At 53.0% G+C, this 25,645-nt stretch carries 23 protein-coding genes and 5 tRNA genes; 4 read left to right on the top strand and 24 right to left on the bottom strand.

Going from position 1 to position 25,645, the window contains the following annotated elements:
* Positions 1-272 precede the first annotated feature (272 nt).
* The 3 genes from tyrA to KUE00_RS20030 all read right to left on the bottom strand — a co-directional run bounded on the left by tyrA (position 273) and on the right by KUE00_RS20030 (position 4,549).
* Positions 273-1,391: a bifunctional chorismate mutase/prephenate dehydrogenase gene (tyrA, locus tag KUE00_RS20040; RefSeq protein ID WP_246761897.1), complete on the bottom strand. Its 1,119-nt coding sequence runs from the start codon at positions 1,389-1,391 to the stop codon at positions 273-275.
* Positions 1,392-1,393: 2 nt separating this feature from the next.
* Positions 1,394-2,473: a 3-deoxy-7-phosphoheptulonate synthase gene (locus KUE00_RS20035; RefSeq protein ID WP_246761895.1), complete on the bottom strand. Its 1,080-nt coding sequence runs from the start codon at positions 2,471-2,473 to the stop codon at positions 1,394-1,396.
* 486 nt (positions 2,474-2,959) lie between these two features.
* The gene (locus KUE00_RS20030) at positions 2,960-4,549 is read right to left on the bottom strand and encodes an OFA family MFS transporter (protein ID WP_246761894.1); all 1,590 of its coding nucleotides are present in this window, start codon (positions 4,547-4,549) and stop codon (positions 2,960-2,962) included.
* Between the two features lie 275 nt (positions 4,550-4,824).
* On the opposite strand from KUE00_RS20030, the gene KUE00_RS20025 reads away from it, so the two are divergent.
* On the top strand, positions 4,825-5,349 hold the full coding sequence (locus tag KUE00_RS20025) for a GNAT family N-acetyltransferase (protein ID WP_246761892.1): 525 nt from the start codon (positions 4,825-4,827) through the stop codon (positions 5,347-5,349).
* Positions 5,349-6,044, top strand: coding sequence for a CTP synthase C-terminal region-related (seleno)protein (locus KUE00_RS20020; protein ID WP_246761890.1), 696 nt, complete (start codon positions 5,349-5,351; stop codon positions 6,042-6,044). Before KUE00_RS20025 ends, KUE00_RS20020 begins: the two co-directional genes overlap by 1 nt.
* A gap of 178 nt (positions 6,045-6,222) precedes the next feature.
* On the opposite strand, the gene KUE00_RS20015 is transcribed toward KUE00_RS20020, so the two are convergent.
* The 6 genes from KUE00_RS20015 to ffh form a co-directional block, all read right to left on the bottom strand.
* Positions 6,223-7,521, bottom strand: a complete 1,299-nt coding sequence (locus KUE00_RS20015; protein ID WP_246761888.1) for a methyl-accepting chemotaxis protein — start codon at positions 7,519-7,521, stop codon at positions 6,223-6,225.
* Between the two features lie 154 nt (positions 7,522-7,675).
* Complete coding sequence (gene rplS / locus KUE00_RS20010) at positions 7,676-8,038, bottom strand: 50S ribosomal protein L19 (RefSeq protein ID WP_024965502.1); 363 nt, start codon at positions 8,036-8,038, stop codon at positions 7,676-7,678.
* Positions 8,039-8,083: 45 nt separating this feature from the next.
* Positions 8,084-8,854, bottom strand: a complete 771-nt coding sequence (trmD, locus tag KUE00_RS20005; protein WP_246761870.1) for a tRNA (guanosine(37)-N1)-methyltransferase TrmD — start codon at positions 8,852-8,854, stop codon at positions 8,084-8,086.
* 35 nt (positions 8,855-8,889) lie between these two features.
* Complete coding sequence (gene rimM, locus KUE00_RS20000) at positions 8,890-9,438, bottom strand: ribosome maturation factor RimM (RefSeq protein WP_246761868.1); 549 nt, start codon at positions 9,436-9,438, stop codon at positions 8,890-8,892.
* An 18-nt stretch (positions 9,439-9,456) separates the two neighbouring features.
* Complete coding sequence (rpsP, locus tag KUE00_RS19995; RefSeq protein WP_105593983.1) at positions 9,457-9,705, bottom strand: 30S ribosomal protein S16; 249 nt, start codon at positions 9,703-9,705, stop codon at positions 9,457-9,459.
* 136 nt (positions 9,706-9,841) lie between these two features.
* A complete protein-coding gene (ffh, locus tag KUE00_RS19990) occupies positions 9,842-11,203 on the bottom strand; it encodes a signal recognition particle protein (RefSeq protein WP_246761867.1) in 1,362 nt (453 codons plus the stop codon).
* Between the two features lie 158 nt (positions 11,204-11,361).
* On the opposite strand from ffh, the gene KUE00_RS19985 reads away from it, so the two are divergent.
* Both KUE00_RS19985 and KUE00_RS19980 read left to right on the top strand, forming a co-directional pair.
* Positions 11,362-12,153: a cytochrome C assembly family protein gene (locus KUE00_RS19985; RefSeq protein WP_246761865.1), complete on the top strand. Its 792-nt coding sequence runs from the start codon at positions 11,362-11,364 to the stop codon at positions 12,151-12,153.
* Between the two features lie 25 nt (positions 12,154-12,178).
* Entirely contained in the window at positions 12,179-13,465 is a 1,287-nt protein-coding gene (locus tag KUE00_RS19980; protein ID WP_246761864.1) for an HlyC/CorC family transporter, read from the top strand.
* A 34-nt stretch (positions 13,466-13,499) separates the two neighbouring features.
* On the opposite strand, the gene luxS is transcribed toward KUE00_RS19980, so the two are convergent.
* From luxS to mltB, 15 genes are all read right to left on the bottom strand, one after another.
* Positions 13,500-14,015: an S-ribosylhomocysteine lyase gene (gene luxS, locus KUE00_RS19975; RefSeq protein ID WP_246761862.1), complete on the bottom strand. Its 516-nt coding sequence runs from the start codon at positions 14,013-14,015 to the stop codon at positions 13,500-13,502.
* Between the two features lie 152 nt (positions 14,016-14,167).
* Positions 14,168-15,769: a glutamate--cysteine ligase gene (gene gshA / locus KUE00_RS19970; RefSeq protein ID WP_246761921.1), complete on the bottom strand. Its 1,602-nt coding sequence runs from the start codon at positions 15,767-15,769 to the stop codon at positions 14,168-14,170.
* Positions 15,770-15,800: 31 nt separating this feature from the next.
* A complete protein-coding gene (locus KUE00_RS19965) occupies positions 15,801-16,226 on the bottom strand; it encodes a YqaA family protein (protein ID WP_246761861.1) in 426 nt (141 codons plus the stop codon).
* Positions 16,223-16,789 carry a fructose-1-phosphate/6-phosphogluconate phosphatase gene (yqaB, locus tag KUE00_RS19960; protein ID WP_246761859.1) on the bottom strand — a complete coding sequence of 189 codons (567 nt, stop codon included), beginning with the start codon at positions 16,787-16,789 and terminating at the stop codon, positions 16,223-16,225. Before yqaB ends, KUE00_RS19965 begins: the two co-directional genes overlap by 4 nt.
* Positions 16,790-17,108: 319 nt before the next feature.
* Positions 17,109-17,185, bottom strand: a tRNA-Arg gene (locus tag KUE00_RS19955).
* A gap of 298 nt (positions 17,186-17,483) precedes the next feature.
* A tRNA-Arg gene (locus KUE00_RS19950) sits at positions 17,484-17,560 on the bottom strand.
* Positions 17,561-17,787: 227 nt separating this feature from the next.
* Positions 17,788-17,864 (bottom strand) — tRNA-Arg (locus KUE00_RS19945).
* A 241-nt stretch (positions 17,865-18,105) separates the two neighbouring features.
* Positions 18,106-18,182: transfer RNA gene (locus KUE00_RS19940), tRNA-Arg, on the bottom strand.
* A 3-nt stretch (positions 18,183-18,185) separates the two neighbouring features.
* A tRNA-Ser gene (locus KUE00_RS19935) sits at positions 18,186-18,278 on the bottom strand.
* A gap of 306 nt (positions 18,279-18,584) precedes the next feature.
* Positions 18,585-18,770: a carbon storage regulator CsrA gene (csrA, locus tag KUE00_RS19930; RefSeq protein ID WP_004155916.1), complete on the bottom strand. Its 186-nt coding sequence runs from the start codon at positions 18,768-18,770 to the stop codon at positions 18,585-18,587.
* Between the two features lie 247 nt (positions 18,771-19,017).
* On the bottom strand, positions 19,018-21,645 hold the full coding sequence (gene alaS / locus KUE00_RS19925) for an alanine--tRNA ligase (protein WP_246761857.1): 2,628 nt from the start codon (positions 21,643-21,645) through the stop codon (positions 19,018-19,020).
* Between the two features lie 128 nt (positions 21,646-21,773).
* Positions 21,774-22,289: a regulatory protein RecX gene (locus tag KUE00_RS19920; protein ID WP_246761855.1), complete on the bottom strand. Its 516-nt coding sequence runs from the start codon at positions 22,287-22,289 to the stop codon at positions 21,774-21,776.
* A gap of 315 nt (positions 22,290-22,604) precedes the next feature.
* Complete coding sequence (recA, locus tag KUE00_RS19915) at positions 22,605-23,672, bottom strand: recombinase RecA (RefSeq protein ID WP_246761853.1); 1,068 nt, start codon at positions 23,670-23,672, stop codon at positions 22,605-22,607.
* Positions 23,673-23,770: 98 nt separating this feature from the next.
* The gene (gene pncC, locus KUE00_RS19910; RefSeq protein WP_246761852.1) at positions 23,771-24,265 is read right to left on the bottom strand and encodes a nicotinamide-nucleotide amidase; all 495 of its coding nucleotides are present in this window, start codon (positions 24,263-24,265) and stop codon (positions 23,771-23,773) included.
* Between the two features lie 168 nt (positions 24,266-24,433).
* Entirely contained in the window at positions 24,434-25,507 is a 1,074-nt protein-coding gene (gene mltB / locus KUE00_RS19905) for a lytic murein transglycosylase B (protein ID WP_246761850.1), read from the bottom strand.
* Positions 25,508-25,645 lie beyond the last annotated feature (138 nt).

The following is a 25,645-nucleotide window of genomic DNA, read 5'->3' as shown; positions in this document are numbered from 1 at the left end:
TAGATTGCTTTACCGTAACCGGCTTTCGCTTACTGCCAGCTATGCCTGGCGAAGCCTCCCGCTTACTGACAGCCTTTGGTCTGGCCAGGCATTCTGTTTACTGACAGCTTTTCGCCTGACCAGGCATCCTGTTTACCGACAGCTTTTCGCCTGGCCTGGCATCCCGTTTACCGACAGCTTTTCGCCTGGCGAAGCATCCCGCTTACCGATAGCTTTTCGCCTGGCGAAGCATCCCGCTTACCGATAGCTTTTCGCCTGGCGAAGCATCCCGCTTACTGACGGTCGTTGGCCTGACGAAGCAGCGAGCGGCTCTCCAGCATAAAGCGCTGGGCGTAATCACCAAACCAGTGTTCCACGCGACGGAAGCTGTTAATGAACTCCTGCTTGTCGCCCTTTTCCAGCAGCTGGATAGCCTCACCAAAACGCTGGTAATAACGTTTGATCAGCGCCAGGTTGTTTTCTGACGACATAATAATATCCGCATACAGCTGCGGATCCTGCGCAAACAGTCGTCCTACCATTGCCAGTTCCAGCCGGTAAATAGGCGAAGAGAGCGCCAGCAGCTGTTCCAGATCGACGTTTTCTTCTGCCAGATGCAGACCATAGGCAAAAGTGGCAAAGTGACGCAGCGCCTGAATAAAGGTCATATTCTGATCGTGTTCTACCGCGCTGATGCGGTGCAGCCGTGCGCCCCACACCTGAATCTGTTCCAGCAGCCACTGATAGGCTTCCGGCTGGCGACCGTCGCACCAGACCACAACCTGTTTTGCCAGGCTACCGCTGTCCGGGCCAAACATCGGATGCAGTCCTAAAACCGGGCCGCTATGCGCGGCCAGCATCGCCTGTAGCGGGCCATTTTTTATGGAGGCCAAATCCACCAGGATGCAGTCTTCCGGCAAGGGCGGCAGTTCCGCGATGACCTTTTCGGTCAAATGGATTGGCACGCTGATAATCACCATGCCCGCATCCGCCAGCATGTCAGGCGCCTGCGCCCAGTCATCTTTATCCAGCGTTTTGACCTGATAGCCGGAAAGCGTCAGCATTTTTTCAAACAGACGCCCCATTTTACCTTTGCCGCCAACGATAACCACCGGGCGCAGTTCAGGGTTAAGCGTTTTAAAGCCTTTATCATTTTCACTGGCATAAGATTCGCGCATTACGCGACGCAGTACGTCTTCGATTAAATCCGGCGGCACGCCCAGCAGCTCGGCCTCTTTACGGCGTGAGGCCAGCATTGTTGCCTCACGTTCCGGCACGTAAATCGGTAATCCGTAGCGGCTTTTTACCTCACCAACTTCTGCCACCAGGCTAAGCCTTTTCGCCAGTAAATCGAGCAGTGCTTTATCAACTTCATCAATTTGATCGCGTAACGCGGTCAGTTCAGCCACCATAATTAATCCTTTTGCGACAGTCGCGCCGCCAGCACTCCGTCCAGTTCCTGGTGAATCGTTCGCAGCAGGGTTTCCGTTGTTTCCCAGTTAATGCAGGCATCGGTAACGGAAACGCCGTAGCGCATATCGCTTTTAGGCTGCTCGGAAGACTGGTTACCCTCATGCAGATGACTTTCCAGCATCAGGCCAATAACGGAGCGGTTGCCGTCTCTGATCTGCGCTATGGCAGATTCAGCCACGCCGGTCTGGCGACGGAAATCTTTGTTAGAGTTGCCATGGCTGCAATCTATCATCAGTGACGGACGGAGTCCCGCCTGCAGCATCTCTTTTTCACACTGCGCTACATCTTCCGGGCCGTAATTTGGCTTCTTACCGCCGCGCAAAATGACATGACCGTCCGGGTTTCCCTGGGTTTGCAGCAGGCAGACCTGACCGCTTTGGTTGATGCCGACAAAACGATGCGGCATGGCGGCAGCGCGCATAGCGTTAATAGCGGTGCCCAGACTGCCATCCGTGCCGTTTTTAAACCCAACCGGCATGGAAAGACCAGAAGCCATTTCGCGGTGGGTCTGGGATTCGGTAGTGCGTGCGCCGATTGCCGACCAGCTAAACAGATCGCCCAGGTATTGCGGACTGTTCGGATCTAACGCTTCCGTTGCCAGCGGTAATCCCATATCGACCAGTTCCACCAGCAGACGACGGGCAATATGCAGTCCGGCTTCCATATCGAAAGAGTTATCCATGTAAGGGTCGTTGATCAACCCTTTCCAGCCCACGGTGGTACGAGGCTTTTCAAAATAGACGCGCATGACGATATAAAGCCGATCTTGTAAATCTGAAGAGAGCGTTTTCAGAAGATGGGCATACTCCAGCGCGGCTTTTGTGTCGTGAATGGAACACGGCCCACAAACTACCAGCAGACGATGATCTTTCCCGCTGATAATGTCAGAAATCGTCTGTCGGGAAGCGGCAATCTGCGCCTCCTGAGCGGCGGTCAACGGGAATTTGTTTTTCAGCTCCTGCGGCGTAATCAGGATCTGTTCGTCAGCGATATGAACGTTGTTCAGCGCGTCTTTTTGCATGGTCTTCAGCTCTCTTGTAAGTTTTTTCAGCCTGTCGTCGAGGTGCTGATTACTGTATCAGAATCCGTACGAACATCAATCGCACCTTGTACAGATTTATTACCATCATTGTAAAAACACGACACCATTATGGATTAATTTATTTAAAATCATATAATTAAATTAATTAAAAAATGCACCTACATCAATTTAAGTGTAATTATATCTTTACACAATAGATTGCTCTGGCGACGCTTGTGAAAAGCTTTTATAAACAATCTCCTCGGGCAAACGATAGCAGGCCGATTACCTGCTCTTCTTTTCAACCTGGCGTTTTATCAGCCAGTAGCTGAAGCAGCTGATAAGTACGGAAAGCCCCAGCTTTATCTCTTTGTCCCGTGGGCAAGGCTCAAAGAGATTCAGGAACAGCAGGCAAAAAAAGATCAGGACGCTGCTAAGAACAACGGTGAAGATAAATCGTCTGAACACAGATCTGCCCCCCTGCTATCAGGTAAACAGCGCGAGGGTTCGTTTAAGGGTAATGCTAATTCCCCACAGCAGTGGGATCAGCACTACTACCCAGCTAACGACCGTTAGCGGCCAGCTTGAACGGGCCGGATGCCAGCTTAGACAGCTTCCATGAGACGTTTGATAGAGCGAGCCGGCACTTTGCTCTTCTTGTTCACTCATGGCATATTTTTTATCGGCGGGACGAAGTAGCAAATTGCAAAGCAGTCCCAGCAGCAGTAGCCCTGCAAGGATATTGAGCGTTAACTGGTAAAGCTCTGCGCCGTGCAGGCCGGAAGCAAGCTGATGTTCGCGTAAATAGTTAATCAGCACCGGCCCTACAATACCTGCCGCAGACCAGGCGGTCAGCAGCCTGCCGTGGATAGCACCGACCATCCGCGCACCAAAAATATCGGCCAGATAAGCTGGAATGGTGGCAAAGCCTCCGCCATACATGGAAATTACCATGCAAAAGCACATCAGAAAAAGCGGGATGCTGCCGGTACGGGTAATAAAAGGGATCAGCAGATAGAAAATCGCTCCCAGCACGAAAAACAGCGAAAAGGTTAACTTCCTGCCCAGCCGATCGGAAAGCGACGCCCAAAAAAAACGGCCAAGAATATTAAACAGGCTCAGTAAACCGGTAAACCCGGCGGCGAGCATAGCAATATCGACTGCTTTATCTCCGCTAGTCGTGCTTAAGCGTCCGGCCATCACTTCCTGAAAAAGCGGGGATGCCATGCCCAACACGCCGATTCCGGCGGAAACGTTCAGGCAAAGCACCAGCCACAGCAGCCAGAACTGCGGGGTTCTTATTGCCATGTTAACGTGTACCTGCACCCTGTTCTGTTGCTCTGTCGAAGCAGGCTGCCAGTTTTCGGGTTGCCAGCCAATGGGGGGAATACGATAACTAAGCGTGCCAGCGAGCATAAACACAAAATAGATGCCCGCCAGCGCCAGCAGGCTTTGCCAGATACCCGCCTGGCCGTCCGTGCTAAAAAAATGCATCAGCGTGGTGGCAAGTGGCGCACCGATCATCGCTCCGCCGCCGAATCCCATAATCGCCAGGCCAGCGGCCATGCCTTTGCGGTCGGGAAACCAGCGTAGCAATGTGGAAACGGGTGAAATATAGCCCAGCCCCAGACCGATGCCGCCAATGGCACCTGCGCCCAGCCATAATAGCCAGAGCTGATGAGACCATACGCCGAAGCTGGCAATGGTGAGCCCGCCACACCAGCACAGCGTGGCAATAAAGCCGACCTTGCGCGGCCCGGCTTTCTCCAGCCAGGTTCCCCAGATAGCCGCCGAACAGCCAAGAAAAACGAAAAATAACGTATAAATCCAGCCCAGCGAGGAGATCCGCCAGCGACAGCCGCTGGTAAACAGCTGTTGCCACAGGCTACTTTCAGCGCTGCATGATAAAGAAGCAGAAGCGGCTGAAAGCTGCGACATTGGCAACCAGTACACGGAAAAACCGTATGCCATGCCAATGCAAAGATGGATGGCCAGCGCGGCTGGTGGAACGAGCCAGCGGTTAAATCCCGGCGCGGCAACAATGCGGCGCTTTGCAAAAAAATCCATTTTGTCCATTTAATCACTCCTTGTTTTGGTTAAAGTCTTACTCCGTAATAGTGATGAATATGATTTAGTTTCGGATTTTATTGAGCAAATTTCATTCCATCGCCGGTACAGGTTAATGATATTGTGAGTTAACTCGCGAGATTTTTGCGTTTTTCCCGCTCCTGTACGGATAACCGAGCGGCTGAAAAAAGTAGCATCTCATTTTGAAAGTGGGTTTATCAAAGTGAGGGATCTTGCGGACCCTGAGCCTGATGGCGCGCTAATTACCTGACAGGAAGAACGGCATGAAAGTCCTTTTACGCCCTTACCATAACGACGATGCGCCAGCCTTTGCCGAAGCCGTCAACGCGTCTCTGGATACTCTGCACCCCTGGCTGCTCTGGCCGCATAAAGGTTTTACGGTGGAGGAGGCTTGCCGCTGGTTCGCGGCTACCTGTACGCTGCGTGAAACCGGCGAAGCCAACGAGCTGGGTCTTTTTGCCGGGGATGACGGGCGATTATTAGGGGGCGCAGGTCTGCGCTACTCTGACCAGCAGAAAAACCTTTGCTCAATCGGCTACTGGGTTCGCAGCAGCGAACAGCGCAAGGGCGTCGCCAGCCAGGCCGTGCACCATCTGCTTGAGCTAGCCTGGCAAAGTCAGGAAAGAGAGACGGTAGAGATTCTGGCCGTCGCAGAAAATATTGCCAGCCGTCGGGTGGCGGAAAAATGTGGTGGGGAGTTTGTGGGTATCAGGCATGGTCTGATTGTGCTGGCAAGCGGACCGGTTGATACGGCTATTTATCATTTTCATCGTACAGGAAATATTTAATGACTCGTTCTGTTCGTCTGGCCCTTGTTGGCGACTATCGTCCACAGGCCGTTGCGCATCAGGCTATTCCCGGTGCCGTTCGGCTGGCTGCCGACTCCCTTGCCCTTGCCGTTACGGCTGAATGGGTGCCAACTGCATCGATAACCACGCCGGAAATATTTCAGAATTTTGATGCTGTTTGGGTGGTGCCCGGCAGCCCTTATAAAAATGATGCCGGCGCTTTTATGGCTATCACTTACGCACGCGAAAACAACGTGCCTTTCCTGGGTTCCTGTGGTGGTTTTCAGTATGCGGTGATTGAGTATGCCCGTAACGTAATGGGCTGGCATGATGCTGCGCATGCGGAGACAGATAGCGAAGGCCGTGCGGTAATTACGCCATTAAGCTGTTCGTTAGTGGAACAAACGGGCGATATCGTGATTGCAGCAGACTCTGTTATTGCTACCACTTATGGAAAGCTTACGACCCATGAAGGCTATCACTGTAATTTTGGCGTTAATGGTGACTTTGCAAAAGAGCTACGGGACTATCCATTACGCATCAGCGCCCGCGATAGTGAAGGCGACGTGCGCGGCGTAGAGCTTTCGGGGCACAGGTTTTTTGTTGCCACGCTGTTTCAGTCAGAGCGGGCTTCACTACGTAATGAGCTTTCGCCACTGGTAGTGGCTTTACTTACTGCGGCATCCGGCCAGTGAAAGTTTATACTTTTCCCAAAAGCCGCTCTTTAAGAGTGCTCTGGACGCTGGAAGAACTGCGGCTTGATTACATAACATCTTACTAAAAATGTCAGAACTGAATAACAATGCGACCTGAACAGGGTCGCATTCCCAATCCTCAAGCAGGTACCGTACAGCAAAACGGATCGCCGCGCGGCTACTCTTTTAGCGCGGCGTTAACATGGTCAATAGCTTCAACAACCTGAGCGGCGTTGTGCTGAATATCCGTAATTACCTGCCCCGCCTGCTGGATCAGGGTGACGCCCTCTTCCGCCTTCCGCCTGCTGTCGCCAATGTTTTTTAGCGCCTGGTTTGCCAGAGTATGGTTATGCCGTACCACAGTTTCAATTTTCTGCGTCGCATTATTGATATTGGTAGCCAGCATGCGTACCTCATTGGCGACCACGGCAAAGCTACGTCCGTGAGAGCCCGCCCGCGCCGCCTCAATGGCCGCATTCAGCGCTAACAGGTTAGTCTGGTTAGCGATATTGCGGATGGTTTCGACCATTTCGCTAATGTGGTGAGACTGTTTGTTCAGGTCGGTAATACCGCCGGTAACCAGCTCCAGCTCGGTAGCAATGGCGTTCATGACGTCAACGCTGCCTTCAATCACCGTAGCCCCGGTACGCGTATTTTCCTGAGTACCTGTAGCAGCATGCCAGGCGTGCTGGGCGGCCTCACGCTCCTGCTGATTTTTGTTGACCTGCGCCGTTACGTCGCTGGCAAACTTAACAACCTTATAAGGCCGATTATTTTCATCAAAAACCGGGTTGTAGGTTGCCCGCAGCCAGACCGTTTCGCCACGCTTGTTGACACGTTCAAACTGGCCGGAGATAAAGTTCCCCTGCTTAAGGCTGCTCCAGAAAGCGTTGTATTCAGCGCTGTTACGAATTTCAGCAGTACAGAACATACTGTGATGACGACCAACAATTTCAGCAGGGGTATAACCCATAACGCTAAAAAAGTTATCGTTAGCTTTAATTATTTTCCCTTCCGGCGTAAAGGTAATGACCGCCATGGATCTTCCTATGGCCGTCGTTATCGCCCGCTGTTCCAGCGCGTCTTCGACCCGTTCAGTGATATCGGAAGCCAGCTTAACAATTTTCATTACGCGCCCGCGCCGATCCGTTACCGGTATATAGTGCGACTCCAGCCAGACAGGCGTGCCGTCTTTGGTGATGCGCATAAATTTGTCACTAAAGCTTTCACCTCCGCGTAAACGCTGCCAGAAATGAGCATAGGCCGGGGAAGCGAGTAGCTCCGGCGCGCAAAAGATACGGTGATGCTGCCCGACGATCTCGTCCAGACCATATCCCATCACGCTCAGAAAAAGGGGATTGGCGGTCAGGATGGTGCCATCAGGCCTGAATTCGATACAGGCAACGGTCTTTTTTAGCGAACGCAGCGTGTCAGCAGCATGGTCGCCAAACGAGAAAAAATTAAAGCGCGTTTGCATAGCGTAATATCCGATTTTTATTAGAGTTATCTGTTGTATCGGCGCTATTTGTTCAGGCTTTAATCAATTGGTTTTATTAATTCAATCGGTAATAACTTTGTTGCAGGCATAAAAAAGGGCCGGCCTTGCGGCCAGCCCCTTATCAGGTATTAACTTAGGATGCTGCTTTAGCGCCCAGACGTTCTTTGATACGTGCAGACTTACCGGTACGCTCACGCAGGTAGTACAGTTTGGCCTTACGTACGGCACCACGGCGTTTAACAGCAATGCTGTCAATGACAGGTGAGTGAGTCTGGAATACACGCTCAACACCTTCGCCGTTAGAAATTTTACGAACGGTGAATGCAGAATGCAGACCGCGGTTACGAATAGCGATAACCACGCCCTCGAATGCCTGCAGACGCTTCTTGGAGCCTTCAACAACCCATACTTTCACTTCCACGGAATCACCCGGACGGAATGAAGGTACGTCCTGTTTCATCTGCTCTTGTTCGATTTGCTTGATAATGTTGCTCATAATTAAATCTCTTATCCTGGGTAAACTGATATTCAGGCACCGCGGCTACTGCCCGGACTGCCCATCATCGTTATGCTGCTGTCTGAATTCCTTTTGGAACTCCTTCAGCAACTTTGCTTGCTCTTCAGTCAGAGCCAGGTTTTCCAGAAGTTCAGGTCTTCTTAGCCAGGTACGGCCCAGCGACTGTTTCAGACGCCAGCGGCGAATTTCAGCATGGTTGCCCGACAGCAGAACTGGCGGAACCTCCATCCCTTCTAACACTTCAGGTCGGGTATAGTGCGGACAGTCCAGCAAACCATCGGAAAACGAATCTTCCTCGGCCGACGCCTGCTTGCCCAGTACGCCAGGAATAAACCGGGCGACCGAATCAATCAGCGTCATTGCCGGCAGTTCCCCACCGCTGAGAACGTAATCTCCAATCGACCATTCTTCGTCGATCTCGGTTTTGATTACGCGCTCATCAATCCCTTCATAGCGACCACACACGAGAATTAACTTCTCGCTGGTCGCCAGCTCGCAAACCCCATCCTGATCGAGTTTGCGACCCTGAGGTGAAAGATAAATCACCTTAGCGCCTTCTCCTGCCGCCGCTTTTGCTGCGTGGATGGCATCCCGTAAGGGTTGTACCATCATTAGCATTCCCGGTCCGCCGCCGTAAGGACGATCGTCCACGGTACGGTGCCGGTCATGAGTGAAGTCACGAGGACTCCAGCTCTGAATGCTGAGCAGGCCATTTTTTACTGCCCGGCCAGTTACTCCGTATTCGGTAATTGCGCTGAACATCTCAGGGAACAGGCTGATTATGCCAATCCACATCGACCGCGCCGGAGTGTTACCGTTTTGTCCGGAGCTCAAAAACCAGGATCCCAATCTACTTCGATGGTGCCGGTAGTGAGATCGACATTCTTGATAACCTGTCCATCAAGGAACGGAATCAGCCGCTCCTTCGCACCAAATGCATCCTTCAGGTTTGCCTTAACGACGAGTACGTCGTTCGAACCGGTTTCCATCATATCGATGACTTTTCCCAGTTCGTATCCTTCAGTGGTGACCACCTGGCAACCCATAAGGTCTTTCCAGTAATAGTCGCCGCTTTCCAGAGCCGGCAGCTGCTCCGCGTCTACCACAATTTCGCAATTGGTAAGTAGCGTGGCCGCATCACGATCTTCAATGCCTTTGACCTTGATGATCATGTCCTGATTGTGGCGCTTCCAGCCTTCCAGCTCGATAAGCCGCCATTGACCTGCCTGCTTAATAAACCAGGGCTGATAGTCAAAAATGCTTTCAGCATCTTCGGTGGAGGAAAACACTTTGAGCCAACCACGAATACCATAGGCCGATCCCATTTTCCCTAAGACTAACGGGTTAGCGGGGGGCTGGGCGGTGAGTTGCTTGCTCATGTTGACCACCGTGACAGATTAAGCTGCTTTCTTAGCTTCTTTGACCAGCGCACCAACGCGATCAGAGAGAGTAGCGCCCTGGCCAACCCAGTGCTCAATGCGGTCCAGATCCAGACGCAGTGCTTCAGCCTGACCAGAAGCGATCGGGTTGAAGAAACCAACGCGCTCGATGAAGCGACCGTTGCGAGCATTACGGCTGTCGGTGACGACTACCTGATAGAACGGACGCTTTTTAGCGCCGTGACGTGCCAAACGAATTGTTACCATAACATCCTCTTTAGTTAATAAAACAACCGGGCCCCATTGAGGGAACGGGGCCCGGGTGCAATATAAAAAGCCCGAAAATTTTACTCATTTTGGCGCAAAAAGCAATCTAATTCGCCTGAGCGTTTTTCCGGCTGGCTTAACGGCCCGGGAAGCCCGGCGGCATCATACCTTTCATGCCGCGCATCATCTTCGCCATACCGCCCTTCTTCATCTTTTTCATCATACGCTGCATATCGTCAAACTGCTTTAACAAACGGTTGACGTCCTGCACCTGCATGCCGGAACCCTGCGCAATACGGCGCTTGCGGGAACCTTTAATAATCTCTGGCTTTTCGCGCTCTTTGCGCGTCATGGAGTTGATCATCGCCTCCATGCGCACCAGCACTTTATCGTCCATCTGCGACTTAACGTTATCCGGCAGCTGGCCCATGCCCGGCAGCTTGCCCATCAGGCTGGCCATGCCGCCCATGTTGCGCATCTGCTTGAGCTGTTCCAGGAAGTCGTTGAGATCGAAACCGTCGCCTTTTTTCAGCTTGCTGGCGAGTTTTTCCGCCTGCGCGCGATCGACTTTGCTTTCGATATCTTCGATCAGCGACAGCACGTCGCCCATGCCCAGAATACGGGAAGCGATACGGTCCGGATAGAACGGTTCCAGCGCCTCGGTTTTTTCGCCGACGCCCATAAACTTGATAGGTTTGCCGGTAATATGGCGGATGGAAAGTGCAGCACCGCCGCGAGCATCACCGTCCACTTTAGTCAGGATCACACCGGTCAGCGGCAGCGCTTCGTTGAAAGCTTTTGCCGTGTTCGCCGCATCCTGGCCGGTCATGGCATCAACCACAAACAGCGTTTCTACCGGGTTGATGGCGGCATGGACAAGTTTGATTTCGTCCATCATCGCTTCGTCAACGTGCAGACGGCCTGCGGTATCCACCAGCAGCACGTCATAGAACTTCAGCTTTGCCTGCTGCAGCGCGTTTTTAACGATATCGACCGGCTTCTGGCTGAGGTCGGACGGGCAGAAATCAACGCCAACCTGTTCCGCCAGCGTTTCCAGCTGTTTGATTGCCGCAGGACGATAGACGTCGGCAGAGACGACCAGCACTTTCTTTTTGTGCTTTTCGCGCAGGAATTTACCCAGCTTGCCCACGCTGGTAGTTTTACCCGCACCCTGCAGGCCCGCCATCAGCACGACGGCCGGTGGCTGAGCAGCCAGATTGAGCGTGTTGTTTTCGGCGCCCATGGCGGCGACCAGCTCATTCTGAACAATTTTCACAAACTCCTGACCAGGCGTCAGGCTTTTGTTAACGTCGTGCCCTACGGCGCGCTCTTTTACGCGGCTAATGAAGTCGCGCACTACCGGCAGCGCAACGTCCGCCTCAAGCAGCGCCATGCGCACTTCGCGCAGAGTGTCCTTAATGTTGTCTTCTGTCAGCCGTCCACGGCCGCTGATATTGCGCAGGGTCTGCGACAATCTGTCGGTTAAATTATCAAACATCGTCTCTCGCTCAACGTAATGAGAGGTCGCCAGGCGACACAATGGCGCGGATTATAACATGAAGCCGCTGCGATCTCAGCCATCTGAGTTGAGATCGTTTGGAGCCAGCGCCCGCTAACGCTATACTGCTTTTTTTCATAGCCTTGCCGGTACCATCTATGTCCGTTTTTGCGATTCTGGCGCTGCTCGCCTACTCTTTCAGCCTTGCACTGATTATTCCCAGCCTGCTGCGTAAACAGAGCGCCTGGCGACGCATGGCCGTTATCTCAGCCACTGGCGCCCTGATCTGTCACGGCGTGGCGCTGGAGCAGCGCATTTTTGCGGCAGGCAGCGGTCAGAATCTTAGCCTGCTGAACGTCGGCTCGCTGGTCAGCCTGTTGATTTGCGCCATTATGACCATCGTGGCTTCGCGCAATCGCGGCTGGATACTGCTGCCCATCGTTTACAGTTTTGCGCTGATTAACCTGGCTTTTGCTACCTTTGTACCAAACGCCTTTATTACGCATCTGGAAACAACGCCCGGCATGATGGTGCATATTGGCCTGGCGCTTTTTGCCTATGCAACCTTGATGATTGCAGCGCTCTACGCCTTGCAGCTGGCGTGGATTGACTGGTTGTTGAAAAACAAAAAGCTGGCTTTCAGCAATGATATTCCGCCGCTGATGACCATTGAGCGCAAGATGTTTCACATCACCCAGGTTGGCGTGGTGCTGCTCACGCTGGTGCTCTGCACCGGACTATTTTATATGCACGATCTGTTTAGTCGCGAAAATGTGGACAAAGCCGTATTGTCGATTCTCGCCTGGTTTGTTTATATCGTTTTGCTCTGGGGTCACTACCATGAAGGCTGGCGCGGACGTCGCGTTGCCTGGTTCAACTTTGGCGGCGCGTTTCTGCTGACGATGGCCTATTTCGGCAGCCGTATGCTGCAACATTTTTTGACCTCCTGATCGTCCACTACAAGGAACTCCCTCGTTGGAACAAGTTTCAACCACCACGCTGATTATTATTCTGTTTGTCATGGTGCTGGTGTCGGCATGGTTTGCCGGCTCCGAAACCGGCATGATGACGCTCAACCGCTACAAGCTTCGCCACCAGGCTAAAAACGGCAATCGCGCCGCTCGCCGCGTGGAGAAGCTGCTGCGCCGCCCGGACCGCCTGCTGAGCCTGGTTCTGATTGGCAATAACCTGGTTAATATCCTGGCTTCCGCGCTGGCAACCATCGTCGGCATGCGTTTACATGGTGATGAAGGCGTCGCTATCGCCACCGGTATCCTGACCTTCGTCGTGCTGGTATTTGCAGAAGTCCTGCCAAAAACCGTGGCGGCGCTCTATCCCGAAAAAGTGGCTTTTCCCAGCAGCCTGCTACTGGGCCCGCTGCAAATTGTGATGTTGCCGCTGGTATGGTTGCTGAATACCATTACCCGCATTTTAATGCGTATGTTTGGGATGAAAACCGATAGCTCCATCAATTCCGCGCTGAGCAAGGAAGAGCTGCGAACTATCGTTTATGAATCCCGTACGCTGATGTCGCATCGCAACCAGGATATGCTGCTGTCGGTGCTGGATCTGGAGAAGGTCAACGTTGACGACATCATGGTGCCGCGTAATGAAGTGGTCGGCATCAATATCAATGACGACTGGAAATCTATTGTCCGCCAGCTGACCCACTCACCGCACGGCCGCATTGTGCTTTATCGTGATTCGCTGGATGACACCATCAGCATGCTGCGCGTGCGTGAAGCTTACCGGCTGATGACCGAGAAAAAAGAGTTCACCAAAGAAGTGATGCTGCGCGCGGCTGACGAGATCTATTACGTGCCACAGGGTACGCCGCTTAACGTCCAGCTAGTCAAATTTCAGCGCAACAAGAAGAAAGTTGGCCTGGTAGTGGATGAGTATGGCGATATCAAAGGGCTGATTACTATCGAAGACATTCTGGAAGAGATTGTGGGCGACTTTACGACCTCAATGTCCCCTACGCTGGCTGAAGAAGTTATGCCGCAGAATGACGGCTCGGTATTGATTGAAGGCAGCGCTAACGTACGTGAGCTAAATAAGGCTTTCAACTGGCATTTGCCAGAAGAAGAAGCGCGCACGGTTAACGGGATGATTCTGGAAGTGCTGGAAGATATACCGCTGCCAAACACGACGGTGCATATCGGCCACTATGCGATAGACATTCTGGACGTGCAGGAAAATATGATTAAGCAGGTTCGTGTTACGCCGCAGAAAACGCTGAAGGAATCGGTAGGATCGTAAAATTTATCCCCTGCCAGGCAGGGGATAACAGCAACTAGATATGCAGTTCTTTTAACTTCTCTTTTGGCAGCGCCAGCTCGTCGTTATGGTTAACGCCGATATCGTGCTCAACGATGTGCCGCGCGATGTCCTGCGCTTCATCTAACGAGTGCATTTCATAGGTGCCGCACTGGTACTCGTTAAGCTCAGGAATGGTGCGTTGATCGCTTACCTTCAACACGTCCTGCATCGCTTCCTTCCAGGCTTTCGCTACGCGTTGCTCATCCGGCGTGCCGATCAGGCTCATATAAAAACCGGTACGGCAGCCCATTGGCGAGATGTCGATAATTTCCACACCTTCACCGTTCAGGTGGTTACGCATAAAGCCAGCAAAGAGATGTTCCAGCGTGTGGATCCCACGTTCAGGCATCACTTCTTTGTTTGGGCGGCAAAAACGCAGATCGAAAACGGTGATGGTATCGCCATGAGGCGTTTTCATGGTTTTTGCAACGCGAACCGCAGGAGCCGCCATGATGGTGTGGTCGACGGTAAAGCTATCCAGCAATGGCATATTGTTACCTCTGATAAATTTATTTTTGCAGTGATGAAACTTTCTCTGTCGTCCCGTGGTCTGAATCTATGAAAGACGCGCATTTTGTTATCATCATCCCTGACAACAGAGATGTTAATTTGGCCACATTGATGTGGCCTTTTTCTTTTGCGCTAGCTTCTGCTTTGCAGAAAGTCTTCGAAGCTAAGCGTATCACTTTCTTCAATTTCCTGCTGGCTAACGTTTGAACGGATAGCTTCCTGCTCAAACTGCGTCTCGGTCAGTACCTCCAGCTGTTCGTTCGCCAGCTGTGCGTGATACTGTTCCGCCAGCGCCAGTCCGGTACCGGTCAGGCCGTTTTCTTTTAACGCGGTCAGGAAGCGTGCCGAGAAGGTCAGGTTCGGATCGTCAAACGAAGCGGCCAGCCTGTCGCATACTTCCTGATAGTGATGATTGCCCTGCTGGCGATCCAGCGTCTGCGCCACACGCTGCAAATCTTTAAACAGCGTTTTGCCCACTTCCGCCAGCGGATACTCCGCCTCACCGCAGCCCATTCCCAGCATCAGCCCCGGCTTGCGGCCTTCCAGGATCACCCGGTTCCAGTTGCCGCGCGTACACAGCAGTTCGTCGCTGCTCATTTCTGGCGCGTCAGCGAGCGTACACCAGATCAGGAACAAATCGAGGAAACGCACCTGGTTTTCATCTACGCCAACTGGCGAAAACGGATTGATATCCAGCGAGCGAACTTCAATATATTCAATGCCGCCACGCAGCAGCGCATCGGAAGGATTTTCGCCAGAACGCGTTACGCGTTTAGGACGAATCGGCGCGTAGAGCTCATTTTCAATTTGCAGCACGTTGGTATTAAGCTGCAGCCAGTCGCCCTGCTCGTCCTTGATGCCCATACGAGCATACTCTTCCGAAGGCGTTTTAATCGCCGCCTTCAGCGCTTTGACGTAGTCAGGAAGGTTGTTGAAAGTAATGCCCAGACCACTTTGCGACTTATTAGTATAGCCAAGATCGCTCAGACGCAGAGACGTGGCGTAAGGCAGATAAAGCAGGCCGTTCTCCGTCTTTTCAAACGGCAGCTTTGTCTCTTTTCCCTGCAGGAAAGAGCTGCAAACCGCCGGAGAAGCGCCAAACAGGTAGGGAATAACCCAGCCAAAACGGTAATAGTTGCGGATCAGGCGCAGATAGCCTTCCGAAATCGCCTCTTTGCCGCTTTTTTCATCTTTAACGTCTGCCCAGGCCTGCCAGAAAGAGAGCGGCAGCGAAAAATTATAGTGGACGCCGGAAATAACCTGCATCAGCGCGCCGTAGCGATTTTTCAGGCCCTGGCGATAAAGCGTTTTCATTTTGCCGATATTTGAGCTGCCGTACTGCGCCAGTTCAATATTATTACTGTCGTCAATCAGACACGGCATGCTCATTGGCCACATCCGCTCTTCGCCGAGATCGCGCGAGGTGTGGCGGTGAATATCGCGTAAAAAAGCCAGCAGATGATCGATATCTTTATCGACTGGCGTGATAAATTCGAGCAGCGTTTCGGCAAAGTCGGTAGTGATCCACTTGTGGGTCAGCGCTGAGCCAAGCGATTTGGGATGCCCGCTGGTCGCCAGATGACCATCAGGTTTTACGCGCAGCGTTTCGCGTTCAATACCGCGACCAATACCTTTCATTGCCTCAGGGTGAGCTTCCAGCCAGGAAAGCGCCTGTGATACGTCCGGGATCAAATTGACCTCCCGCTTGGGGAAAAATTTATTATTGTTCAGCATAATGTTAATCATGGCAGCGACCCTTTGCGAATCACTGCCACCATTCCATGCCCTGTAATGTTGCGAAAGCCAGCACGCCATAGCGTAGCGTCTTGCCCACGGCGAGCCAGAGCGCAACCGGGAGCCAGGCGAAGCGCAGCCAACCTGCGAGAACGCAAAGCAGATCGCCGATAACCGGCAACCAGCTAAGAAGTAGCGCAGCTGGACCCCATCGGTGCAGCCACGCCGTTGCTGTGTTATGCCATCGGCCCTGTTTTTTTAGCGGCAGACAACGTCCGATAATAACATTGGTTAATCCGCCCAGCGTGTTACCAAGAGCGGCGATACTCGTTACGCCAGCAGCGGAGACTTTCCCCGACAACAGCAGCGTAACCAGCAGTACTTCTGAATTCCCCGGCAGTAGCGTGGCGCTCAAAAAGCTGCTGGCAAACATTGAACCGTAGAGCCAGTCGCTCACAGCAGCCTGACGTCGACAAAAGCCATACCCGCCGCCGTTGCCGCCTGAATGCCGAAATCGGCATCTTCAAACACCACGCAGCGTTCAGGCGCAACGCCGATCAATTCGGCACAGCGGAGAAAAGTTTCCGGCTCCGGCTTGTGCCGCGTTACGTCATCGGCACCCACCACTGCAGTAAAGTAGTGGCGGATGCCCAGATGCTGTAGCAGCGCTTCGGCCATGTCGTGCTCGCTGCCGGTGCCAACCGCCATAGGGCGGCGACCATGATAAAACTTTACGACATCTATCAGCGGTAGAGGCTGTACGGTATCAAAGAGTATCTCTTTCAGCGCTGCGGTTTTTTCTGCGGCCAGCTTATGGGGATCAAGGCTGCTCTGATGACGATGGATAATCGCCTCCGCTATGCGCCACGTTGGCGATCCGTTCAGACCGACCAGCGCCTGTTCGTCAAAGCTCATGTCATAACGTGACAGCACGTTACGCCAGGCTTGTCGGTGCGTCGGCTCCGTGTCCAGCAGCGTGCCGTCCATATCGAATATCAAGCCGTCATAACTATCGTACACGCGAGCCTCCGTCCCTGAATTAACGAACGTTTACTTTAGCGTAAAGCACCGTACTTGTCGCTGTCGGCATGGATCCGCAAATGCCTTGAAACATATAGGGTTTTTTATTATCAGATTATATCCTTGTCAAAGAATGAGCGGAAATGGGGTAAAAAAGCACAAAAAATCAGCGAAATAACGCGATGGCTGTGGAGTGAGTACCGGCATGTTTAACGAGGAATTAAGAAGGCTGGAGTAATAAAGACGGCGGAAAAAACAGGGTTAATTCGATTTTAATGCTTCAGGGGGCGAGAACAGCTACGGGGATATCTTCAGAAGATGGTGCATCCGGGAGGATTCGAACCTCCGACCGCTCGGTTCGTAGCCGAGTACTCTATCCAGCTGAGCTACGGATGCATTGGGATATGCTTTAAAACTACTTCAAATGCTGCATTCGGAAGGATTATCCGGCTTGCGCCTTACCCTTGCGGGCCGTTGCTAAAGCAACGTTATCATCCCTGGTGCTGGCGGTTACTGCTAACGACATGCCAGTACAGGATTGCTGCAACATTATCTTGAAATGGTGCATCCGGGAGGATTATTCGGCTTGCGCCTCACCCTTCGGGCCATCGCTAAAGCGATGTTATCTTCCCTCTACATGCTGCAAGCTTCTGCAATATGTCAGTTCAGACATAGCTACCATATCTACAAATAATGGTGCATCCGGGAGGATTCGAACCTCCGACCGCTCGGTTCGTAGCCGAGTACTCTATCCAGCTGAGCTACGGATGCATCGGAAAAACATTGGGGGAGATAACGCGACAAACCTGAGGAGATACGGAAGAAACTGACAGATGCTTTACGGCTCTTTCATTTCTCAGATAATGGTGCATCCGGGAGGATTATTCGGCTTGCGCCTCACCCTTCGGGCCATCGCTAAAGCGATGTTATCTTCCCTCTACATGCTGCAAACTTCTGCAATATGTCAGTTCAGACGTAGCTACCATATCTACAGATAATGGTGCATCCGGGAGGATTCGAACCTCCGACCGCTCGGTTCGTAGCCGAGTACTCTATCCAGCTGAGCTACGGATGCATATCAAAATCTGGTATAACGCAGGGGTGCTAACGACTCACCTTGATACAGGCTGCTAACGCTGTATCGGTACTACCCAAACAAACTGGAAACCAGCCTGTTAAATAATGCTGCATCCGGGACGATTATTCGGCTTGCGCCTTACCCTTGCGGGTCGTTGCTAAAGCAACGTTATCATCCCTTGCGCTGGCGATTACTGCTAACGACATGCCAGTACAGGGTTTGCAACATCATCTTAAAGTGGTGCATCCGGGAGGATTCGAACCTCCGACCGCTCGGTTCGTAGCCGAGTACTCTATCCAGCTGAGCTACGGATGCAAATGGCGGTGAGGCGGGGATTCGAACCCCGGATGCAGCTTTTGACCGCATACTCCCTTAGCAGGGGAGCGCCTTCAGCCTCTCGGCCACCTCACCATACGCGCTCTTATCGAGCTGTGCTTCTGAACTTGTTTCTGCTCATCGGCACTGCGTGGCGCACATATTACTTTCTGGGCCTTATAAGTCAAACATATTTTTTCACCGATGCGTTTGATTGCGCATTTACCCGCCAATATGGGTATTTGAAAAGCAAAAAGAGTGATTTATCAGCAACAATTGGCCTTTTCACAGAGAAAAAATGGAGGCAGGCCAGAAGGGAAACAGAGAAAGAAAACAGGGGAAATGGGGAAAAGCAGGCGAAAACCGGTAGCGCCTCGCCACTCTGGCGAGGCGCTGGATCCGTTAGTAACTCGTTTGCTGAGTTTTTTCGGCCTGAATGCGCTGATAGATCTCTTCGCGATGAACCGAAACTTCTTTAGGGGCATTCACACCAATGCGAACCTGGTTCCCTTTCACTCCCAGCACCGTTACAGTCACCTCATCACCGATCATGAGGGTTTCACCAACTCGACGAGTTAGAATAAGCATTCTTTGCTCCTTGAAAGATTAAAAGAGTCGGGTTCACTGGCGCCCGGCATTATCCATCATATAACGCTAAATGTAGACTATGACAAATACACGACAAGTGCACCATCGCAATAATACATTCTGCTGATACTTAGTTTAGCCGAAATACACACCAGCAACCTGACTTTGTGTTTTTTGCGTTTGCACCTGACAGAAAAACGCCGTGGAGCCGTGCCCACCGCGCTTTCCGGGATGCCTTTTTATAGTGTTACAGTTTTGCTGCCACCCAGCTTTCCACACCGGCCAGAGCCCCTGGTAGTGCTCCGGCATCGGTGCCGCCGGCCTGAGCCATATCTGGCCGGCCGCCGCCCTTACCGCCAACCTGAAGGGCTAACTCGCCCACCAGCTCGCCAGCTTTCACGCGGTCAGTGACATCTTTGGTTACGCCAGCAATCAACGAGACCTTTCCTTCAGCAACCGTCGCCAGCACGATTACGGCTGACTTCAGCTGATTTTTTAAATCGTCTACCATAGTGCGCAGCATTTTTGGTTCAACGTTACTCAGTTCGCTAACCAACAGCTTAACGCCTTTTACGTCAATAGCTTTGCTGCTCAGCGAAGCGCTTTCCTGCGCCGCCTGCTGATCTTTTAGCTGCTGTAGCTCTTTTTCCAGCGCCCTGACGTTGTCCATCAGGCCACGCACTTTCTCATTCAGGTTGCTGCTGTTAGCTTTAACCAGCTGCGCGATATCGTGCAGCTGCTCGCTTTGCGCGTACATCTGCTTCAGCGCACCCTCGCCCGTCACCGCCTCAATACGACGGATGCCTGCTGCGGTACCTGATTCTGAAGTGATACGGAACAGGCCAATATCGCCCGTGCGGCTGGCATGCGTACCGCCGCAAAGCTCGGTAGAGAAATCACCCATGGTCAGCACGCGTACGCGATCGTCATATTTTTCGCCAAAGAGCGCCATGGCACCCAGCGCTTTCGCGGCTTCCAGCTCCATCACGTTGGTATCGACCGGCAGATTGCGGCGGATCTGGGCGTTAACGATTTCTTCTACCTGACGAATTTCCTGCGGCTTCATCGCTTCGGAATGCGAGAAGTCAAAACGCAGATATTTATCATTAACCAGAGATCCTTTCTGCGCCACGTGATGGCCCAGTACCTGACGCAGCGCGGCATGCAGCAAATGCGTGGCGGAGTGGTTCAGCCTGATGCGGTCGCGGCGCGCTTCGTCAACGTGTGCCGCCAGACGATCGCCAATACGCAGCTGTCCGGAAGCAAGTTTGCCGACATGACCAATCGCCTGCGCATACTTTTGCGTATCGGTAACGGTGAAGGCCGCATTATCGTTACGTAACTCACCCGTGTCGCCAACCTGACCACCCGATTCGCCATAGAACGGTGTTTCATCCAGGACGATGACGCCTTCCTGACCGGCACTGATTTCATCGGCTGGCTGGCCGTCGACAAAAATTGCCGTCACGGCAGCGGTCAGCGCCAGCTGGTCATAGCCTTTGAAGGTTGACGCCTCTTCAATGCGGATCACGTTATTGTAATCCGCGCCAAAGCCGCTGGCTTCACGAGCGCGCTGGCGCTGCTGCTCCATCGCTTTTTCAAAACCGGCTTCATCAATCTTCAGGTTGCGTTCGCGGCAGACGTCCGCCGTTAAGTCGACCGGGAAGCCGAAGGTGTCGTACAGTCGGAAAACGGTTTCGCCATCCAGCGTGTCGCCCTGCAGTTTTGCCAGCTCTTCATCCAGCAGCGCCAGACCGCGCTCCAGCGTTTTGGCGAACTGCTCTTCTTCGGTTTTCAGGATCTGTTCAACCTGCGCCTGCTGCTTCGCCAGCTCATCGCCTGCTGCACCCATCACTTCAATCAACGGTGCAACCAGCTTCCAGAAGAAAGTGCCCTGCGCGCCCAGCATATTGCCGTGACGGATAGCACGACGAATAATGCGGCGCAGCACGTAACCACGGTTTTCGTTGGACGGGATCACGCCATCGCAAACGAGGAAAGCACAGGAACGAATATGGTCAGCAATAACGCGCAGTGATTTGCTGGTGAGATCGCTAGCGCCGGTCACTTCCGCTACGGACTTGATCAGTTTCTGGAACAGATCGATTTCGTAGTTAGAGTTGACGTGTTGCAGCACGGCGGAGATACGCTCCAGTCCCATACCGGTATCGACAGAAGGTTTTGGCAGCGGCAGCATTGTACCGTCAGACTGACGATTGAACTGCATGAACACGATGTTCCAGATCTCAATAAAGCGATCGCCGTCCTCTTCCGGACTTCCCGGTGGGCCACCCCAGATATGGTCGCCGTGATCGAAGAAAATCTCGCTGCACGGGCCGCAAGGGCCGGTATCGCCCATCTGCCAGAAGTTATCGGAAGCGTAAGCGCCACCTTTGTTGTCGCCGATACGAATAATACGCTCGCGCGGCACGCCAATTTCGTCTGCCCAGATGTTGAAAGCTTCATCATCGGTTTCATAGACGGTGACCCACAGCTTCTCTTTCGGCAGGGCAAACCATTCGGCGCTGGTCAACAGTTCCCAGGCAAAGCCAATCGCTTCACGCTTGAAATAGTCACCAAAGCTGAAGTTGCCCAGCATTTCGAAAAAGGTATGGTGGCGAGCGGTATAGCCAACGTTTTCCAGGTCATTATGTTTACCGCCTGCGCGCACGCAGCGCTGTGAGGTGGTAGCGCGCGAGTAGTTGCGCTTATCCTGGCCCAGGAAAACATCTTTGAACTGGTTCATACCGGCGTTGGTAAACAGCAACGTCGGGTCATTAGTCGGGACGAGGGAGCTACTGGCTACAACCTGGTGTCCCTTGCTATGGAAAAAGTCGAGAAACGCCTGGCGAATCTCCGCAGTGCTCTTGCTCATAATTGTCCTGGAATCACGCTAACGAAGGTGTCGTGGGTTTAACTGCGCCGTTCAGGCCAGCAACACACGAACAAAAAGTGGTGAATAAGATAAATTTTCTTCGGTACGAAGTAAAATCCCATCGGCGCTCAATCGCCAAAATTTGAAAAAATGCTGCGGATATCCTCTGAAAAGAAGCCTTTAGTCATCAAATAACGCTGCACTTTCGCTTTTTCTTTCCAGTCGGTGGGCAGCGGCAGGCCGAACTTGCGCTCCGCCGCGTCGAAAGCCATTTGCTGCCAGTCAATTTCAGTGGCCGCCAGCGTTTCATCAATCAGCGGCTTAGCCACGCCTTTTTGCCCCAGCTCCATGCGGATACGCTGCGGGCCGTAGCCTTTGCGGCTGCGGCTGGCGACGAAGCGCTCGGCAAAGCGGGCATCGTCAAGGTAGTTGCTTTCGTAGCACCAGGCTACCACACGGTCAATCTGCTCTGGCGTGACGGGTTCTGGCTGCTGGGCCTGATTTTTGGCATACATCGCCGCGCGTTCGGCGGAAAGCGACAATTTGCGACGAAACTCGGCTTCGCTGTGATCGCGCATGGCCAGGATGCGCATCGCTCTGTCCAGCAGGCGAGTAAACTGGCTTCGTTCGGTGGCGTCAGACATCTTGCTCCGGTTTTCATTAGTCAAATCAGGATAAGGGTAGCGAGGAACAGCGAAAGAAACAAAGATGATTGAGATGAAAGTACCTGAACAGCAGATTCAGGACGCTGTTTCTGGCTGCGGGTGAAGAAGCTTGTCAGCCAGCGGCGAAAAACCGATAGCTACTTTTAAACAGTTAATTGCTTTCCCTGAAGACGCTGATAGCCGTTGTCAAAAAACCTGCGGCCACCGCCGACGTGACTCAGGCGGGAAAACAAAAAGGAGCGGCCTGAGCCACTCCTTATGATGGTTAACAACGTGCCGGTACGGCTGGCGAACTTAGAAGTTCTCGTTCGTTTCGCTTGCTTCGTCCGCGTCGTCTTTGTCCGCAACAAAGTCAGGCGTGCTGTCCGGGTTGTTCATCAGCGTAGCGCGCAGTTTGGTTTCGATCTCTGTCGCCACAGCCGGGTTCTCTTTCAGGAAGTTGCCGGCATTTGCCTTACCCTGACCGATTTTGTCACCGTTGTAGCTGTACCATGCGCCGGCTTTCTCAATCAGCTTGTGCTTAACGCCCAGGTCAACCAGCTCGCCGTAGATGTTGATACCTTCGCCGTACATAATCTGGAATTCCGCCTGCTTAAACGGCGCAGCGATTTTGTTTTTCACTACCTTCACGCGGGTTTCGCTACCTACTACTTCGTCACCCTCTTTGATCGCGCCGATACGACGGATATCCAGACGGACGGAAGCGTAGAACTTCAGCGCGTTACCACCGGTAGTGGTTTCCGGGTTACCAAACATCACGCCGATTTTCATACGGATCTGGTTAATGAAGATCAGCAGCGTGTTGGAGTTCTTCAGGTTACCGGCCAGCTTACGCATTGCCTGGCTCATCATACGTGCCGCGAGGCCCATGTGAGAGTCACCGATTTCGCCTTCGATTTCCGCTTTTGGCGTCAGCGCCGCGACGGAGTCGACGATGATCACATCCACAGCACCGGAGCGTGCCAGCGCGTCACAGATTTCCAGCGCCTGCTCACCGGTATCCGGCTGAGAACAGAGCAGGTTATCGATATCCACGCCCAGTTTTTTGGCGTAGACGGGATCGAGCGCATGCTCGGCATCGATAAAGGCGCAGGTTTTGCCCTTGCGCTGTGCAGCAGCGATAACCTGCAGCGTCAGCGTGGTTTTACCGGAAGATTCCGGCCCGTAAATTTCGACGATACGGCCCATTGGCAGACCGCCCGCGCCAAGCGCGATATCCAGCGAAAGCGAACCGGTAGAGATGGTTTCCACATCCATAGTGCGGTCTTCACCCAGGCGCATGATGGAGCCTTTACCAAATTGTTTCTCAATCTGGCCCAGCGCTGCTGCCAGTGCTTTTTGCTTGTTTTCGTCAATAGCCATTTCCACTCCTAATCACGCGGGGGTAAAGCACGCTTGCGCGGCTTCGTGTCACAATCAATATGGGAACAATTATACTGTATAGTCATACAGTATCAAGCTTAATTTTTCAGAAAATGGTCACGCAGTAGCAACAGCGCATGAGCCGTGGCCTGGCGGCGTACGGAGGCGCGGTCGCCAGCGAAAATTTTGCGCTGCGCCAGCGAGTTAGCCTCAGCCGCCGCCAGGCCAAACCAGACCGTGCCAACAGGTTTTTCCGCCGTTCCGCCATCAGGCCCGGCAATGCCGCTGACGGCCACGGCATACTGTGCGCCAGCCTGTTTAAGCGCGCCTTCTGCCATTTCCCGCACTACCTGTTCGCTCACTGCGCCAAAGCTTTCCAGCGAAGCCTGACTGACACCGACCAGCGCCTGTTTGGCGTCATTGCTGTAGGTAACAAAGCCCCGCTCAAACCACTGTGAGCTACCGGCAGTATCGGTTAACACCTTAGCGATCCAGCCGCCGGTACAGGATTCAGCCGTCGTCACCGTGGCGTGTAAACGCTGCAAACGTTGGCCGACTTCAAGGCTCAACTGGCTTAGCTCATCATCCGTCATCAGAATTCCCTGCCCTCTCTTCAATGAAAAGAAAGATTAGCACTTTTTAGCCCGGGCAGAAGGAAGAATGGCAAGGTTTGCGAGGCGTCTTCCTGAATAACGCGTTGAAAAGCAAATGACAAACAGGAGGTTATGAAGAAGCGCGCCCGGATGGCGCGCTAGTGAGCGTTACAGGCTTCGGCGAGCGTCCCGCACGGCTTCACCCAGCTGCCACACGGCCATCGCATAGTGGTTGCTGTGGTTATAGCGGGTGATGGCATAGAAGTTTGGTAGCCCATACCAGTATTGATAGTAGGTCCCCATATCGAAGCGCAGCAGGCTAACCTGCTGTTCCTGCAGCGGCACCTGTGGCGACAGGCCAGCCTCGGCAAGCTGCGACAGCGTATAGCGAGTTTTAAAGCCGTTTTCCAGTAAAGGAGCCTGGCCGTTAGCCGGAACGGCAACGGTTTCGCCTTTTACCCAACCGTGCGCCTGGAAGTAATGCGCGACGCTGCCGATGGCATCAACCGGATCCCATAAGTTGATATGGCCATCGCCGTTGAAATCCACCGCATACTGTTTAAACGATGACGGCATAAACTGACCGTAGCCCATCGCTCCGGCAAAAGAGCCACGTAAATCGAGCGGATCGTCATTCTCTTCTTTTGCCATCAGCAGGAAGGTTTCCAGCTCGCTGCTGAAATAGTCGGCGCGGCGCGGATAGGCAAAGGAGAGCGTTGCCAGCGCATCGATAATACGGGTTTTACCCATCACGCGTCCCCAGCGGGTTTCAACGCCGATGATGCCAACGATAATTTCCGGCGGGACGCCGTAAACCTGCCAGGCGCGATTGAGCGCATCCTGATACTGGTTCCAGAACTGCACGCCATTCTGCACGTTATCCGGCACGATAAATTTTTTGCGGTAGCGGATCCACGCGCCGTTTGGCCCGGAAGGCGGCTGATAAGAGGGGGCCTGGCGATCCATCAACCGCAACACCCAGTCGAGGCGCTTTGCCTGCGCCAGCACGTTGTGCAGCTGCTGCCGGTCAAAGTTGTGCTCGCGCACCATTTTATCGATAAACGCTTCTGCTGACGGACTGTTAGCGAAATCGCCGTCCAGCGGAGCCACATTATGCGCAGGATCTAACAGAAAACGGTTGCCGCCCTGAAAAGGGTTGCCGTGCGGCTCGGGCTGCGGTGCTTTGCTGCTACAGGCGGAAAGCAGTACCAGCGCGGGTAAAAGTGTGGCCAGACAACGCATTGGATATCCATATGAAACGAAAAGTAGAACTTATGTTAGAGCATAGATCGCGATGATGAAAACAGATGTTACGTAAACCAGTTTCTTTTCTGCCGGGCCGTTTTGCTGCCGTTATAAAGCCGACAATATTCGGCAGGT

It is taken from the genome of Erwinia phyllosphaerae, from assembly GCF_019132875.1.
Taxonomy (GTDB): Bacteria; Pseudomonadota; Gammaproteobacteria; order Enterobacterales; family Enterobacteriaceae; genus Erwinia; species Erwinia phyllosphaerae.
The sequence above is the reverse complement of the archived record's forward strand: the minus strand, read 5'-3'. Positions and strand labels throughout refer to the sequence as shown.